The sequence below is a fragment of the Sphingomonas sp. BK580 genome, assembly GCF_014194975.1.
Taxonomy (GTDB): domain Bacteria; phylum Pseudomonadota; class Alphaproteobacteria; order Sphingomonadales; family Sphingomonadaceae; genus Sphingomonas.
Genome location: NZ_JACIAY010000006.1, coordinates 73,818 through 87,821 on the forward strand (window position 1 = coordinate 73,818; position 14,004 = coordinate 87,821).

The following is a 14,004-nucleotide window of genomic DNA, read 5'->3' on the forward strand; positions in this document are numbered from 1 at the left end:
TCTACCCGCGGCCCCCGCGCCGGGCAAGCGCGCCTCATTGTGGACATAGTGCAACAGAGTTTCCGAAAAGAGCCACCCCCCCGGTGGACAAGGAACTGAATCCTGTTACGCCCGCTCCAGAGGCCGGCGTGCAGACTCGCCGGGCATAAAGGGGATGGACGAGATCGTGGCCGCAGGTCGCCACATCGCAGCATGTGTCTCGGGGGCCACATTGGTCGCCGTGCTCCTGGCTGTCCCCGCGCTCGGCGCGCCCGACTCGGCGCCGAGGTCGGCGGGCCGCGATGCCGCGATGCCGCGACTCGCGGGATCGTTCACTCCGTCGGCCGCCGATCCCAAGCTGGCGGCGCTGTTCGCGCGCGGCGGGCTCGACGCCAGCGGCTTCCGCTTCACCCCGTCCGAGTCGCGCAGCGGCAATCGCGCGGTCACCGTCGCGGTGCGCGCGCGCTCCTCGGCGACCGCGCGCGACGAGGCGCGGCTCGTCTCGACGACGCCCACCACGGTGGGTGTCGCGCCGATCGCGTACAATCTCGGCGTCGCGGTCGGTTGGAAGCGCTTCGCCGTCTCGGGCGACCTCGCCAAGGTCGATCTCGGCGCGCTGCCGGGCGGGCGCGAGGCCGCAGACGTGGCGCTCAGCTACTCGGCGAGCAAATGGACCGGTCGGGTCAGCGCGAGCAGCGACCGCGCGCTGCCGGGTGCCGCGCGCGCCGTGGCCGAGCCGCAGTCCTACTCGCTCGACGTCGGCGGCAGCTACTCGCTCACGCGCAACCTCGACCTGACCGCGGGCATGCGGCTGAAGAGCGAGCGCGACCGGCTGACCCGGATCGACGACGAGCGCCGCGACAGCCAGGCGGTCTACGTGGGAACGGCGTTCCGGTTCTGAGGGGACGCGCGGTCGTCGTGACGGCGGCGCTCGTCGTCATGGACGCGCGACGACGTCGGCATCGCAACGGATCGCACGGCGGCCTGGCCCATGATGTCGGGTGATAGCAGCTGCGTCGTGGGGGAGCATCGCTGACCGACGGCGCCGGGCTACTGGGGACAGGTCCTCCCAGCGCGAGATCAACCTTATTGCCGGCGCCTCCGACGCGACGCCGGCACCGGATCTCAGTGGCTGGTCTTCACCACCGTCTTGTGGTCGCCGTTGGAGCTCACCGCGGTCTCGCGCACGATCTTGGTGGTCTCGGTCTTGTGGCCTACCTTGACGCCCAGGATCTTCTTTGGCTGGCGCGTCTTGCGCTTGCTCGTCTCGGTGACTCGGGTGGTGGTGGTGGCGGTGCCGTCGTGGACACGCGTGTCGTGATCGACCTTGGTCTCGTGCGTCGTCTGCGCGACGACCGGCCCAGCGGCGAGCAGCGTGGCAGCACTCAGGGCGGCGGCGACGTGCTGGATCTTCATGGCAAGTCCTTCCTCTGCCGCGACGGCACGCCGGACGCGCGCGCGCGGTCGCCGGTTAACTCGCGCGGTCGGCCGGTGATTCATCGATCGGGTCCAGACGCGCATATGCGCCGGTCGTCCGCGACGAGGCGGTACCGGGACCTGATACGACGACGGCGAAGAAGCTGGATGCCCCGCGTGGATTCGAACCACGATTGACGGAGTCAGAGTCCGTAGTCTTGCCGTTAGACGACGGGGCAACAGGGGGGCGCAACTAGAAGGCGCGGCGAGCGCTGTCAATGGCCGCCTTGCCGCTCGTCGCCGCAGCGTGTAGCGTTACCATCAAGCACCGGGTGATCGCGCGTCGCGCGCGGGTCGCGTCCGGAAGAGATGAGAGAGTCTGACGGCAATGGTGGACTTCCCCGCCCAATTGCCGCGCCGGCAGGGAGACGCCCCTGCCCGTTCGGCCCGACCCCAGCCGCGCACCGCGCGCGGCGGCGCGCGGCATTACGCCGCGCTCGACCTCGGCACCAACAATTGCCGGCTGCTGATCGCGCGACCGCACGGCGACGGCTTCGCGGTCGTCGACGCCTTCTCGCGCATCGTCCGGCTCGGCGAGGGGCTGGCGCACAACGGCGCCCTGTCCGACGCCGCGATCGAGCGCACCATCGCCGCGCTGCGCGTCTGCGCCGACAAATTGCGCCGTCGCAACGTCACCTTGGCGCGCTCGGTCGCGACCGAGGCGTGCCGCCGCGCCAGCAACGGCACCGACTTCATCGCGCGTGTCCGCGCCGAGACCGGCATCCACCTCGACATCATCTCGGCGGAGGAAGAGGCGCGGCTCGCGGTGCTCGGCTGCCACGCTTTGCTCGAGCCCGGCACTGGCCCGGCGCTGGTGTTCGACATCGGCGGCGGTTCGACCGAGCTGGTGCTGATCGACGCCGACACCACCGTGCCGGTGGTGCGCGACTGGCATTCCGCGCCCTGGGGCGTCGTCTCGCTCACCGAAAGCGCGGGCGGCGGCGCCTCGGCCGAGGAGCGCGCGCGTGCCTACAAGCGGATGCGCGCTCTGGTGGCGGAGAGCTTCGCGCCCTTCGCCGCCCGGCTGCCGCGCCCGGCGCCCCCCCCGCGGCTTCTCGGTACCTCGGGCACGGTGACGACGCTGGCCAGCGTCCATCTCGGGCTCGAGCGCTACGACCGCTCGCAGGTCGACGGGCTGATCGCGCCCGCCGCGGCGATGCGCCAGATCAGCCAGGAGCTGGCGGCGATGTCGCTCGGCGAGCGCGCGCAGCTTCCCTGTATCGGCCGCGAACGTGCCGACCTGGTGGTGGCGGGCTGCGCCATCCTGGAGGGGATCCTCGACCTGTGGCCGGCGGAGCGGCTCGGCGTCGCCGACCGCGGCATCCGCGAGGGCATCCTGCGCCGGCTGATGGAAACCGAGGCGTGACTCGCGCGATGGGACGTCGCGGGGCGTGAGGGGCACCGGAGCGGGGCGCCAACGCGTCAAGACCGCGCGCAACCGCAGCGCGCAATCCACCCGCTGGCTCGAACGCCAGCTCAACGATCCCTATGTCCGCCGCGCCAAGGCGGAGGGCTATCGCAGCCGCGCCGCCTACAAGCTGATCGAGTTGGACGAGCGATTCGGTCTGCTCAAGGGCGTGAAGCGGGTGGTCGATCTCGGGATCGCGCCGGGCGGGTGGAGCCAGGTGGTGCGGCGCCAGGCGCCGGGCGCCGCGGTGGTCGGGATCGACCTGCTGCCGGTCGACCCGATCGACGGTGTCACCATCTTCGAGATGGACTTCATGGACGATTCAGCGCCGGGCGCGCTGATGGCGGCGCTGGGCGGCGCGCCCGATCTGGTGCTGTCCGACATGGCGGCCAATACGGTCGGGCACCCGCAGACCGACGCGCTGCGCACGATGGCGCTGGTCGAGACCGCGCTCGCCTTCGCGGTCGACGTGCTGCGGCCGGGCGGGACCTTCGTCGCCAAGGTCTTCGCCGGCGGCGCCGACTCAACGCTGGTGGCGGAGATGAAGCGCAATTTCACCGCGGTGAAGCACGCCAAGCCGCCCGCGAGCCGCAAGGGATCGGTCGAGTGGTTCGTGGTGGCGCAGGGCTTCAAGGGGCGCGGCGAGCCGGCGGAGGAGTAAGGGTCGCGGCAGGTGCGCCCGTTCATCCGTGGGAGCCTCGCGGGCGCACAGCCTGAGCTCGCGCTCGTATCAGCGCGCCAAGTGCTTCGAGCAGCCGCTTCGACGAGCTCAGCGGCTCCTCAGCACGAGCGCGGGAGCGGAGCACGGAGAAGCAGAGCTGTGCCGCCTCAACATCCGTCGCTACACACTCTGACCGTTCGCGCTGAGGAGAGGCTGAGCCTGTCGAAGCCTCGTCTCGAAGCGCCGCCGCGACGGAGACAAGCGCGCGCCAGCCACCCACCGCGCCGCCCCTGTCCCACATCGCCGCGCTTTGCTATCGGCACGCGCGGCGGGGCGCTCCCTCGCCCCACCACCCGTTCCCGCCACCGCCGCCCATCCGCCAGCGACTCAACATTCGCAACATTCGCGCTCCCGCCCAGCCCGACACCGTTCAGCGACTCAACTTTCTCAACATTCGCGCCGCGCGCGCCCCGATCCGGACCCCCGCAATGACCTCCCCCCGCCGCACCTTCGCGATCATCTCCCACCCCGACGCGGGCAAGACCACGCTGACCGAGAAGCTGCTGTACTTCGGCGGCGCGATCCATCTCGCCGGCGAGGTCAAGGCGCGCGGCGCGAATCGGCGCGCGCGCTCGGACTGGATGAAGATCGAGCAGCAGCGCGGCATCTCGGTCACCTCCTCGGTGATGACGTTCGAGCATGACGGCATCACCTTCAACCTGCTCGACACGCCGGGCCACGAGGACTTCTCGGAGGACACCTATCGCACGCTCACCGCGGTCGACTCGGCGGTGATGGTGATCGACGCCGCCAAGGGGATCGAGCCGCAGACGCGCAAGCTGTTCGAGGTGTGCCGGCTGCGCTCGGTGCCGATCATCACCTTCGTCAACAAGGTCGACCGCGAGGGCAGGCCGGTCTTCGAGCTGCTCGACGAGATCGCCGACATGCTCGCGCTCGACGTCTCGCCGATGAGCTGGCCGATCGGCATGGGCGGCGAGTTCGAGGGCGTGCTCGACCTCGCGTCCAACCGGATCAGCCGCCCCGAGGGCGACAGCCGCGCCTTCCTCGGCACGGTCGAGGACTCGCCCGCTCTGTCCGAGCGCTGGCAGGAGGAGATCGAGCTGGCGCAGATCGGCTATCCCGCCTTCGACCCCGAGGCGTACCGTCACGGCGACCTCACACCGGTCTATTTCGGCTCGGCGCTCAAGGACTTCGGCGTCGCCGAGCTGATCGCGGCGCTGGCCGAGCACGCCCCGCCACCGCGCCCGCAGCCGGCCGAGCCGGCGCCGGTCGCGCCCGAGAACGACGAGGTCACCGGCTTCGTGTTCAAGGTCCAGGCCAACATGGACCCCAACCACCGCGACCGAATCGCGTTCATGCGGCTGTGCTCGGGCACGTTCAAGCGCGGCATGAAGCTGACGCCGACCGGCCATGGCAAGCCGATCGCGGTCCACTCGCCGATCCTGTTCTTCGCGCAGAATCGCGAGGTGGCGGACGAGGCCTTCCCCGGCGACATCATCGGCATCCCCAACCACGGCACCTTGCGGGTCGGCGACACGCTGAGCGAGCGCGCCGACGTGCGCTTCACCGGCCTGCCCAATTTCGCGCCCGAGATCCTGCGTCGCGTCCAGCTCAAGGACCCGACCAAGACCAAGCAGCTGCGCAAGGCGCTCGACGACATGGCCGAGGAAGGGGTGACGCAGGTCTTCTACCCGGAGATCGGGTCCAACTGGATCATCGGCGTGGTGGGGCAGCTCCAGCTCGAGGTGCTGCTGTCACGGCTCGAGGTGGAATATAAGGTGGCGGCGGCGCTGGAGCCGGCGCCCTACGACACCGCGCGCTGGGTGTCGGCGGAAGATCCCGCCGCGCTCAAGGACTTCATGGACCTCAACCGCGGCGCGATGGCGAAGGACCGCGACGGCAACCCGGTGTTCCTGGCGAAGAGCGCCTGGGAGGTGGGCTATATCGCCGATCGTTACTCAAAGGTGCGCTTCGCCGCGACGCGGGAGCGGTGAGGCGCGGCTTGTTTCACGTGAAGCCAACGTCGGTCCGTGGGAGCGCACGCGTCTCGGAGCGACCACCCACGCTCCTGCCATCACCCTGAGCTCGTCTCGCGATCTACCGTGCCGCACATCGAGGACCGGTGCTGCCCGCGGACGAGTGGATCCTGGAACGAGGTCGGGATGACGGCTCTGCGAGGGACGGGGCCGGGCGCCGCCTCCCGCCTCAGTCCTTCCAGCCCCAGTAGAGCTGCGCGGGCGGCACGTTCCACCATTCCATATCATGGTCGATGCGTGGGAAGTGCGGCGCGATGAAGTCCCGGACCTTGGGGCTGAACTGGTAGACCAGGAAGGCGCCGCCGGTGCGGATCACGCGCTGCGTCGCCGCCGCGATCGCGGGGCCGACGCCGTCCGGCAGCGTCGAGAAGGGCAGGCCGGAGAGGACGTAGTCCGCCGCCTCATGGCCATGTTCGGCGACGATCGCCTCGACGTCCGCGGCCGAGCCGTGCACCGCCACGAAGCGGGAATCGGTGATCGTGTGGTTGAGATAGCGGATGAAGTCGGGATTGGTGTCGATCGCGATCAGCGTCGCGTCGGGCGCCATCTTCTCGAGGATCGGACGGCAGAAGGTGCCGACGCCGGGACCGTATTCGACGAAGAGCTTGCAGTTCGCCCAGTCGACCGGGCCGAGCATCTTGGCGATCAGCCGGTCCGACGAGGGGATGATCGACCCCACCATCACGGGGTGCTTCAGGAACCCGGCGAAGAACATCTGCCAGGGACCGGGCACGCCGGCGGCTCTGCTGCGGCTGCGCCGCATGGCGTTGGTCGAACTAGGCATGTGGAAAGATGTCGCTCCCGAACCCTGATGGTGACAGCGGCGTGTCACCACGATGACGAACGCCTTGCAAGCGCGGCGGTTGCCATAGCGGGGTTGCGGCTCGCCCCCAAGCGACTATTCGCCCGGCCGTTGGCGCGGCGGGAGCGGTCGATGAACGAGCGGATCGGTCAGGTGGTGGTGACCTTCGTCTCGCGGCGGAACGGTCGCGACGAGGCGGGCTATGCCGCGGCGGCGGCGCGGATGGACGCGCTCGCCGCGGCACAGCCGGGCTATCGCGGGGTCGACAGCGTGCGCGATGCGGGCGGGCTCGGGATCACGCTCAGCTACTGGGCTGACGAGGCGAGCGCGATCGCCTGGCGCGACCACCCGGAGCATGCCGCGACACGTGCGCGTGGCCGCGAACGTTGGTATGATTCCTACGCGGTCACGGTCGCGACGGTGACGCGGGATTATCGCTGGTCGGCCGCGAGCGAATGAGATCCTCCCCGCGTGGCAGGCGGGGGGGGCCGCGCGGCGCAGCCGGATGGCGGAGGGGGTTCTCCACCGTGCGCAGCGCCTGCGCACGCCCCCTCCACCACGCCCCGCGGGCGTCGTCCCCCTCCCGTTTAGGGGAGGGTCTCGACCTCAGCCCGAACCCTTCGGCCCGCGCGGGGTGAGCTGGCCGGGCATGATGAAGCCGAGCGGCTGGATCGCATTGGCCTCCTGCTTCAGCCGCGCCGCCATCTGCTCATAGTCGCGCTCCACCTCCGGCGTGACGCTGGCGCGGCTCTCCTCCAGCGCGCGGTCGAAATGCGCCGCGGTCACCTGGCGCGACTCGAGCGACTCGCGCAGCGCGATCAGGCCGGCGCGGCGCACCACGTCCTCGAGATCGGCACCGGTGAAGCGCTCGGTGCGGCGCGCGATCGTGTCGAGATCGACGTCGTCGGCGAGCGGCATCTTCTGCGTCTGGATCGCCAGGATCCGTCGCCGTCCCGCCTCGTTCGGCACCCCGACATAGATCAGCTCGTCGAATCGCCCTGGGCGGAGCAGCGCCGGGTCGACCAGGTTGGGCCGGTTGGTCGCGCCGATCACCACCACCGACTGCAGCTCCTCGAGGCCATCCATCTCGGCGAGGATGGTGTTGACCACGCGCTCGGTCACCTGCGGCTCGCCCAGACCGCCGCCGCGCGCGGGAACGAGGCTGTCGAGCTCGTCGATGAAGATCACGCACGGCGCCACCTGACGCGCGCGCTGGAACAGCCGGGCGATCTGCTGCTCGCTTTCGCCATACCATTTGCTCAGCAGGTCGCTCGACTTGGTGGCGATGAAGTTCGCCTCCGCCTCGCGCGCCACCGCCTTGGCGAGCAAGGTCTTGCCGGTGCCGGGCGGGCCGTAGAGCAGGAAGCCCTTGGCCGGGCGGATGCCGAGGCGGCGGAACGCGTCTGGGTCCTTGAGCGGCAGCTCGACGCCTTCCTTGAGCCGCATCTGTGCGTCGTCGAGGCCGCCGACGTCGCTCCACTGCGTGGTCGGCGCCTGCACCATCACCTCGCGCATCGCCGACGGCTGGACTCGCTTGATCGCACCGAGAAAGTCCTCGCGCGTCACCGCCAGCGTGTCGAGCACCTCGGGCGGGATGCTGCGGTCCTCTAGGTTGAGCCGCGGCATGATCCGCCGCACCGCCTCGATCGCCGCCTCGCGCGTCAGCGCGGCGAGGTCGGCGCCGACGAAGCCGAAGGTGGTCCGCGCCAGCTCGTTGAGGTCGACCTTGTCGCCCAGCGGCATGCCGCGGGTGTGGATGCCGAGGATCTCGCGCCGCCCGCGCTCGTCGGGCACGCCGACGATGATCTCGCGGTCGAACCGGCCGGGACGCCGCAGCGCCTCGTCGATCGCCTCGGGGCGATTGGTCGCGGCGATGATCACCACGTTGGCGCGCGCCTCCAGCCCGTCCATCAGCGTCAGCAGCTGCGCGACGACGCGCTTCTCCGCCTCGCCCGAGACCTGGCCGCGCTTGGGCGCGATCGAGTCGATCTCGTCGATGAAGACGATCGACGGCGCTGCCTTCGTCGCCTCCTCGAACACGCTGCGCAGCCGCTGCTCCGACTCGCCATAGGCCGAGCCCATGATCTCGGGGCCGTTGATCAGGAAGAACTGCGCGTCCGACTCGTTCGCCACCGCGCGCGCCAGCCGCGTCTTGCCGGTGCCGGGCGGGCCGTGGAGCAGCACGCCCTTGGGCGGGTCGACGCCCAGGCGCTGGAACAGCTCGGGATAGCGCAGCGGCAGCTCGACCATCTCGCGCAGCTGGTCGATCGTCGCCGCCATGCCGCCGATGTCGTCGTAGGTGACGTCGGCGCGACGCGCGGCCTCGGGCTCCTCATATTCGGGGCGCAGCTCGATCTCGGTGTTCTCGTCGATGTGAACGACCCCCTTGGGGCTGGCCGACACCACCGAGAGGCGGATCTCCTGCAGCGCATAGGCGGGCGCGTTGATGTAGCGCTCCATGCCGGGCGGCATGTTCGAGACCCGCTGGTGACCCGCCGTGGCGACGACGTCGCCCGCGCAGAGCGGCCGGCCGAAGAAGGTACGCTTGAGCGCGGTGGTCGAGCCCTGCAGGCGCAGGTTCTGCTGCGCCGGCGCGAAGACGACTCGGGTCGCTGCCTTGCTCTCGACGCGGCGCACCTCGACGAAGTCGCCCGAGCCGACCCCGGCATTGGCGCGCTGGAGGCCGTCGATCCGGATGATCTCGAGCCCCTCGTCCTCGGCATAGGGGCCGACCGCGCGCGCGGGGGTCGTCTTCTTGCCCACGATCTCGACCACGTCACCGTCGGTGAGGCCCAGCGCGGCGAGCACCGCCCGCGGCAGATGCGCGATCCCGCGCCCGCTGTCCTCCGGACGCGCGTTCGCCACCTGCAATTTGATCACTCTGGCTTCGGCGTCCGCCATCCTGCTGCCCTTCCTCGCTCGCGCGGTCGAGCGCAGAAGATAGGGCCAGGGTTCCTGATTGCGAGAGGAGGAAACGCCGGCACGGGTCTGACACGGACGAAAAAAAGGCCGCTCAACGAGGAGCGGCCTATGAAAGTTTTTAGGAGAGGATGCCTGAAAGGCACGCCTTAATTGCGAGGTGACGCACCATTGTGCAAGTGCGAATGATAGCGCTATAGTTGCAAAAATTGCATTTCGTGATGCTCGTCCGGTCGCGCCGCGCCGCATGGGCCAGCTTCTGCGGCGCGCGCCCGAGAGGGATCGACGATGCGCCGCCTGCCCCCCCTGACCGCGATTGAAGCGTTCGTCGCCGTCGCTCGGCTCGGCTCGATCAAGGCCGCGGCGCAGGAGCTGGCGCTGTCGCCGCCGGCGCTCAGCCGCCGTATTCAGACGCTGGAGCGTTTCCTCACGCGACCGCTGTTCGATCGACGCCACCAGGCCATGGTGCCCAACGCTGACGGCGACCGCCTTCTCGCCGCGATCGCGCCCGTGCTCGACGGCCTGTCAGACGCGATCGAGGCGATGACGAGCGGCAGCGAGGTGCTGCGGCTGCGGCTCGGCGTGCTCCCGCTCTACGCGTCGCAGCGGCTGTTCCCGCGGCTGGGCGAGCTGCGCACCGCCCATCCGGAGCTCCACCTCGACATCGATACCGGCGGCAACGCGCTCGGGCGGCTGGGGGAGGGGCTCGACGCGGTGATCGTCGTCGCGCGCGATATCGATCCCTTGCTCTACTCGGAGCGGCTCGACCGGAACATGGTCTATCCGATCGGCGCGCGCTCGCTGCTCGACGGACCGCGCCCGCTGCGCTCGCCCGAGCAGCTCGATGGTCACACCATCCTGCTCCACCGCGACATGCCCGACACCTATGCCGCCTGGGCGCAGGCCGCCGGCGTACCGGCGGTCGACTCGGTCGCGATCGACTATTTCGACTCGGGCGCGCTGATCCTCGAGGCGGCGGCGCAGGGGCTCGGCATCGCCTTCATGCACGAGAACCATTTCCAGGACGCCAACGATCCGCGGCTCGTGCGACTCTTCGACATCGATGTCACGAGCCCGTACAGCTATTGGTTCGCCTGCCGCCCGCGCGCGCTCCAGACCAAGCCGGTGCGGCTGTTCCGCGACTGGCTGATCCGGACGCTGCGGCAGGAGTGAGGGGGGAGAGACAACGGTAGAGGCACTCGCCTTCGCCGCCCAATCATCATCTTGGGCGCCCCAACCACCGTCATTCCTGCGAAGGCAGGAAACCAGATGCGCTACCGTCGCGGTTCGAGCCGCAACCGCAGCACGTCTGGTTTCCTGCCTTCGCGGGGATGACGGAAAGGGGCGCAAGGAGCGGCGCCGCCCGATATGCCAGAAAGCGCGATGGCGCGTCACCGCCCATCACGGCCCCCTTTCGCGCGAAGAGGGCCTTACGCCGCCTTCATCGAGACGATCTTGCCCGGGTTCGCCGGGGGCTCGCCCTTCGGCAGCGCGTCGATCAGCTCCATGCCCTCGGTCACCTCACCCCAGACGGTGTACTGGCCGTCGAGGAAGCGCGCGTCGTCGAAGCAGATGAAGAACTGCGAGTTGGCAGAATTGGGATCCATCGTCCGCGCCATCGAGCAGGTGCCGCGCACGTGCGGCTCCTTGCTGAACTCCTGCTTGAGGTTGGGCTTGTCCGAGCCGTGCATGCCGGTGCCGGTCGGGTCGCCGCCCTGTGCCATGAAGCCCGGGATCACGCGGTGGAACACGACGCCGTCGTAGAAGCCGTCGTTGGCCAGCTCGGCGATGCGCGCGACATGCTCGGGCGCCAGGTCCGGGCGCAGCCGGATGGTGACGTCGCCGCCCTCGAGCGTCATCGTCAGCGTGGAGTAAGTATCGGCCATGGAAGATCCTTTCGGTACGATGCGGGCGCGTTAGTGGCTGGGCGCGCGGCTGGCAAATGGTGCGAACGCGCGGTAGGGCGGTGCGGTCCGGCACGAACAGGAGGCGGCGGCGCATGAGCGAGAGCGAGCTGGCCGATCCGACCGAGGCCGCCGACGACCGGATGGACGAGGACGACCGGCTCAAGCCCGAGTTCGTCCGTGCCGTGATCGACGCGGTACAGGCCGGCGACGTCGCCGAGGCGCACGCGCTCGTCGAGCCGCTCCACCCCGCCGACATCGCCGACCTGTTCGAGCTCACCCCCGAGAACTGCCGCCGCGACCTCGCCGCCGCGATCGCCGACCTGGTCGACGCCGACGTGTTCGCGGAGATGAACGACTACGTCCGCGAGAGCCTGATCGACGCGCTCGACGCGCGCCAGGTCGCGGACATCGCCAGCGAGCTCGACACCGACGACGCGGTCGCGATCATCGAGGACATGGAGCCGGAGGACCAGCGCGAGGTCCTCCGCGCGATGGAGCCGGACGACCGCGCCGCGATCGAGGAGGCATTGTCCTACCCCGAGGAATCCGCCGGCCGCCTGATGCAGCGCGACCTGATCGCGGTGCCGGAACATTGGACGGTGGGCGACGCGCTCGACTATCTGCGCCGCGACGATGGCCTGACCACCGACTTCTGGGAGATCTACGTCGTCGATCCGGCGCATCACCCGGTCGGTACCTGCATGCTGAGCTGGGTGCTGCGCGCGCCGCGTTCGGTCGCCGTCGCCGACGTGATGCAGCGCGAGCAGACGCTGATCCCGGTCGACATGGACCAGGAGGAGGTGGCGCTCCGCTTCCAGAAATACGCGCTGATCTCGGCCGCGGTCGTCGACGGGGCGGGACGGCTGGTCGGCATGATCACCGTCGACGACGTGGTCCATATCATCCAGCAGGAGGCCGGCGAGGACACGCTGCTGCTCTCGGGTGCGGGCGAGGGCGACATCAACGAGCCGATTCGGCTCACCGTGAAGACGCGGCTGACCTGGCTGGTGGTCAATCTCGCCACCGCGATGCTGGCGGCCTCCGTCGTCGGGCTCTTCCAGGGCGCGATCGCGCGCTACGCGGTGCTGGCGGTGCTGATGCCGATCGTCTCGGGCATGGGCGGCAACGCGGGCACGCAGACGCTGGCGGTGGTGGTGCGCGCGATCGCGACCAACCAGCTCACCGACACCAACACCGCGCGGATGATCATGCGCGAGCTGCGCATCGCCGCGGTCAACGGCGCGACCCTCGGCGCTCTCGTCGGCCTCGGCAGTTACCTCGTCTACGGCGACGAACAGCTGTCACTGGTCATGGCGCTGGCGATGGTGATCAACAACCTGCTGGCGGGCCTGGGCGGCGTGCTGGTGCCGGTGACGCTCGACCGCTTTCGCATCGATCCGGCGGTGTCGTCCGCGGTGTTCGTGACGACGCTGACCGACACGGGCGGCTTCCTCTCCTTCCTCGGCCTCGCCACCTTGTGGGGCCTGGGGGGCTGACCCACATCGGCGATCGAATGCCGCTCCATCTCACCAAGGTCGCGTTCGGCGCGGCGAGCGTCGACCTGCTCGCCGAGCGCCTCCGCGCGCGCGCCGCCGCCGGCCCCGTGTTCCTGACAACGCGCTACCTGCCCAAGCGCCACGAGGAAGTGGCGGGGCAGGGCTCGCTCTACTGGATCATCAAGCACCAGCTGGTGGCGCGCTCGCCGATCCTGCGCTTCGGCGAGGCCGAGGGCGGGCGGGTCGCGATCCACATCGATCCCGAGCTGCGGCTGGTGCTGGCGCTGCCGCGCCGCGCGCACCAGGGCTGGCGCTATCTCGAGGCGGGCGACGCGCCGGTCGACCTCGGCGCCGCCGCGGGGGAAGGGATCGCGGCGCTGCCGCCCGCGCTGGCGGCCGAGCTGAGCGCGCTCGCGCTGCTCTGAGTCAGCGGCGCCGCGCGGCGAACAGCTGGTTCAGATAGGCGGCGAGTCGCACCCCGCCTTTCTCCAGCTGGAGCTCCATGCGCGGCGTGTTCTCGTAGACATAGGCGTAGGAGAGCGTGTCCTGCCCCGCCGCCGGGTAGATCCGGTCGCGCAGCGCGGCGCTCTCGGCGATCCAGACGCGCGGGTCGGTCGTCGCCCAGTCGCGCGCCTCGGCCGGCGTGACTCGCGCGCCGAGCCACGCCGACATCTCGGTGAAGGACAGCTGCTCGTCGTCGACCAGCCCTGAGTCCCACACCGTGTGGAGGTTGGTGGCGCGGCCGAAGAAGGTGACCTTGCGATCGTTGCCGCCGCGGTCGGTGCCGTTGCCGGTGTGGAGCGGCTGGTGAAGGTCGCCGACGATATGGATCACGAAGCGCAGCGCGGCTTGTCGCTCGGTGAGCGCCGCGCGCGGGTCGCGCAGCGTCGCGCTGAAGCGGGTGAGCGCGGTGACCGCGTCGCCCTCCGGCGGCGCGCCGACCTCGGCGTAGCGCTTGCCGGTCGGCACGGTGACGTAATGCCACGGCGATGCCTGGCGCTGCCAGAACGGCGATGGATCGGACTTCATCGTGTCGGGCCAGTTCGCCGCCTCGGCGAGTGTCTCGACCCCCAGGATCGACTGTATCGCCCGGCGCGCGCGTGGGCTGAGCCGCGCGTCGGCGATCTGCGCGACGACGCGATGCCCGGTCTTGCCCCAGGCGAGCGCGGGGACGGGGAAGGTGGCCGCGAGTGCGGCGAGAAGCGCGGTGAGCGCGTTCGAGAGGCGGGCGGGCATGCGCCGCCTCTGCCTAGGGTTAAGCGCTTAGTAAACTTGCTTTGCGTGGACGGCCAAAAGGTT

The 14,004-nt window shown here is 70.1% G+C and carries 13 protein-coding genes and 1 tRNA gene; 8 read left to right on the forward strand and 6 right to left on the reverse strand.

Annotation, left to right across the window (positions count from 1 at the left end; genetic code table 11):
- Positions 1-220: 220 nt before the first annotated feature.
- Complete coding sequence (locus FHY05_RS12255; protein WP_311732468.1) at positions 221-880, forward strand: hypothetical protein; 660 nt, start codon at positions 221-223, stop codon at positions 878-880.
- Positions 881-1,104: 224 nt separating this feature from the next.
- Here FHY05_RS12255 and FHY05_RS12260 read toward each other — a convergent pair whose 3' ends face one another.
- Together FHY05_RS12260 and FHY05_RS12265 are read right to left on the reverse strand one after the other, a co-directional pair.
- Positions 1,105-1,395 carry a hypothetical protein gene (locus tag FHY05_RS12260; protein ID WP_183944681.1) on the reverse strand — a complete coding sequence of 97 codons (291 nt, stop codon included), beginning with the start codon at positions 1,393-1,395 and terminating at the stop codon, positions 1,105-1,107.
- Positions 1,396-1,560: 165 nt separating this feature from the next.
- Positions 1,561-1,634, reverse strand: a tRNA-Gln gene (locus tag FHY05_RS12265).
- A 149-nt stretch (positions 1,635-1,783) separates the two neighbouring features.
- On the opposite strand from FHY05_RS12265, the gene FHY05_RS12270 reads away from it, so the two are divergent.
- The 3 genes from FHY05_RS12270 (at position 1,784) to FHY05_RS12280 (ending at position 5,539) form a co-directional block, all read left to right on the forward strand.
- Complete coding sequence (locus tag FHY05_RS12270; RefSeq protein ID WP_183944682.1) at positions 1,784-2,821, forward strand: Ppx/GppA phosphatase family protein; 1,038 nt, start codon at positions 1,784-1,786, stop codon at positions 2,819-2,821.
- A 25-nt stretch (positions 2,822-2,846) separates the two neighbouring features.
- On the forward strand, positions 2,847-3,524 hold the full coding sequence (locus tag FHY05_RS12275; protein WP_183944683.1) for an RlmE family RNA methyltransferase: 678 nt from the start codon (positions 2,847-2,849) through the stop codon (positions 3,522-3,524).
- A gap of 488 nt (positions 3,525-4,012) precedes the next feature.
- The gene (locus FHY05_RS12280; protein ID WP_183944684.1) at positions 4,013-5,539 is read left to right on the forward strand and encodes a peptide chain release factor 3; all 1,527 of its coding nucleotides are present in this window, start codon (positions 4,013-4,015) and stop codon (positions 5,537-5,539) included.
- 211 nt (positions 5,540-5,750) lie between these two features.
- Here the strand turns inward: FHY05_RS12280 and FHY05_RS12285 are convergent, their stop codons facing one another.
- On the reverse strand, positions 5,751-6,365 hold the full coding sequence (locus tag FHY05_RS12285; RefSeq protein WP_183944685.1) for a class I SAM-dependent methyltransferase: 615 nt from the start codon (positions 6,363-6,365) through the stop codon (positions 5,751-5,753).
- Between the two features lie 150 nt (positions 6,366-6,515).
- Here FHY05_RS12285 and FHY05_RS12290 point away from each other — a divergent pair, with 150 nt between their 5' ends.
- Positions 6,516-6,842 (forward strand): antibiotic biosynthesis monooxygenase, encoded by a 327-nt coding sequence (locus FHY05_RS12290; RefSeq protein WP_183944686.1) that lies wholly within the window; start codon positions 6,516-6,518, stop codon positions 6,840-6,842.
- Positions 6,843-6,989: 147 nt separating this feature from the next.
- Here the strand turns inward: FHY05_RS12290 and FHY05_RS12295 are convergent, their stop codons facing one another.
- Positions 6,990-9,284, reverse strand: coding sequence for a CDC48 family AAA ATPase (locus FHY05_RS12295; RefSeq protein WP_183944687.1), 2,295 nt, complete (start codon positions 9,282-9,284; stop codon positions 6,990-6,992).
- Between the two features lie 306 nt (positions 9,285-9,590).
- Between FHY05_RS12295 and FHY05_RS12300 the strand changes: the two genes are divergently transcribed.
- Positions 9,591-10,475, forward strand: coding sequence for a LysR substrate-binding domain-containing protein (locus tag FHY05_RS12300; RefSeq protein ID WP_183944688.1), 885 nt, complete (start codon positions 9,591-9,593; stop codon positions 10,473-10,475).
- 257 nt (positions 10,476-10,732) lie between these two features.
- Here the strand turns inward: FHY05_RS12300 and FHY05_RS12305 are convergent, their stop codons facing one another.
- Positions 10,733-11,188: a peptidylprolyl isomerase gene (locus FHY05_RS12305; RefSeq protein ID WP_183922568.1), complete on the reverse strand. Its 456-nt coding sequence runs from the start codon at positions 11,186-11,188 to the stop codon at positions 10,733-10,735.
- Between the two features lie 113 nt (positions 11,189-11,301).
- Between FHY05_RS12305 and mgtE the strand changes: the two genes are divergently transcribed.
- Together mgtE and FHY05_RS12315 are read left to right on the forward strand one after the other, a co-directional pair.
- Positions 11,302-12,705: a magnesium transporter gene (gene mgtE, locus FHY05_RS12310; RefSeq protein ID WP_183944689.1), complete on the forward strand. Its 1,404-nt coding sequence runs from the start codon at positions 11,302-11,304 to the stop codon at positions 12,703-12,705.
- A gap of 17 nt (positions 12,706-12,722) precedes the next feature.
- Positions 12,723-13,130, forward strand: coding sequence for a DUF1489 family protein (locus FHY05_RS12315; RefSeq protein ID WP_183944690.1), 408 nt, complete (start codon positions 12,723-12,725; stop codon positions 13,128-13,130).
- A gap of 1 nt (position 13,131) precedes the next feature.
- Here FHY05_RS12315 and FHY05_RS12320 read toward each other — a convergent pair whose 3' ends face one another.
- Positions 13,132-13,941, reverse strand: coding sequence for a S1/P1 nuclease (locus FHY05_RS12320; RefSeq protein ID WP_183944691.1), 810 nt, complete (start codon positions 13,939-13,941; stop codon positions 13,132-13,134).
- Between the last annotated feature and the right edge of the window lie 63 nt (positions 13,942-14,004).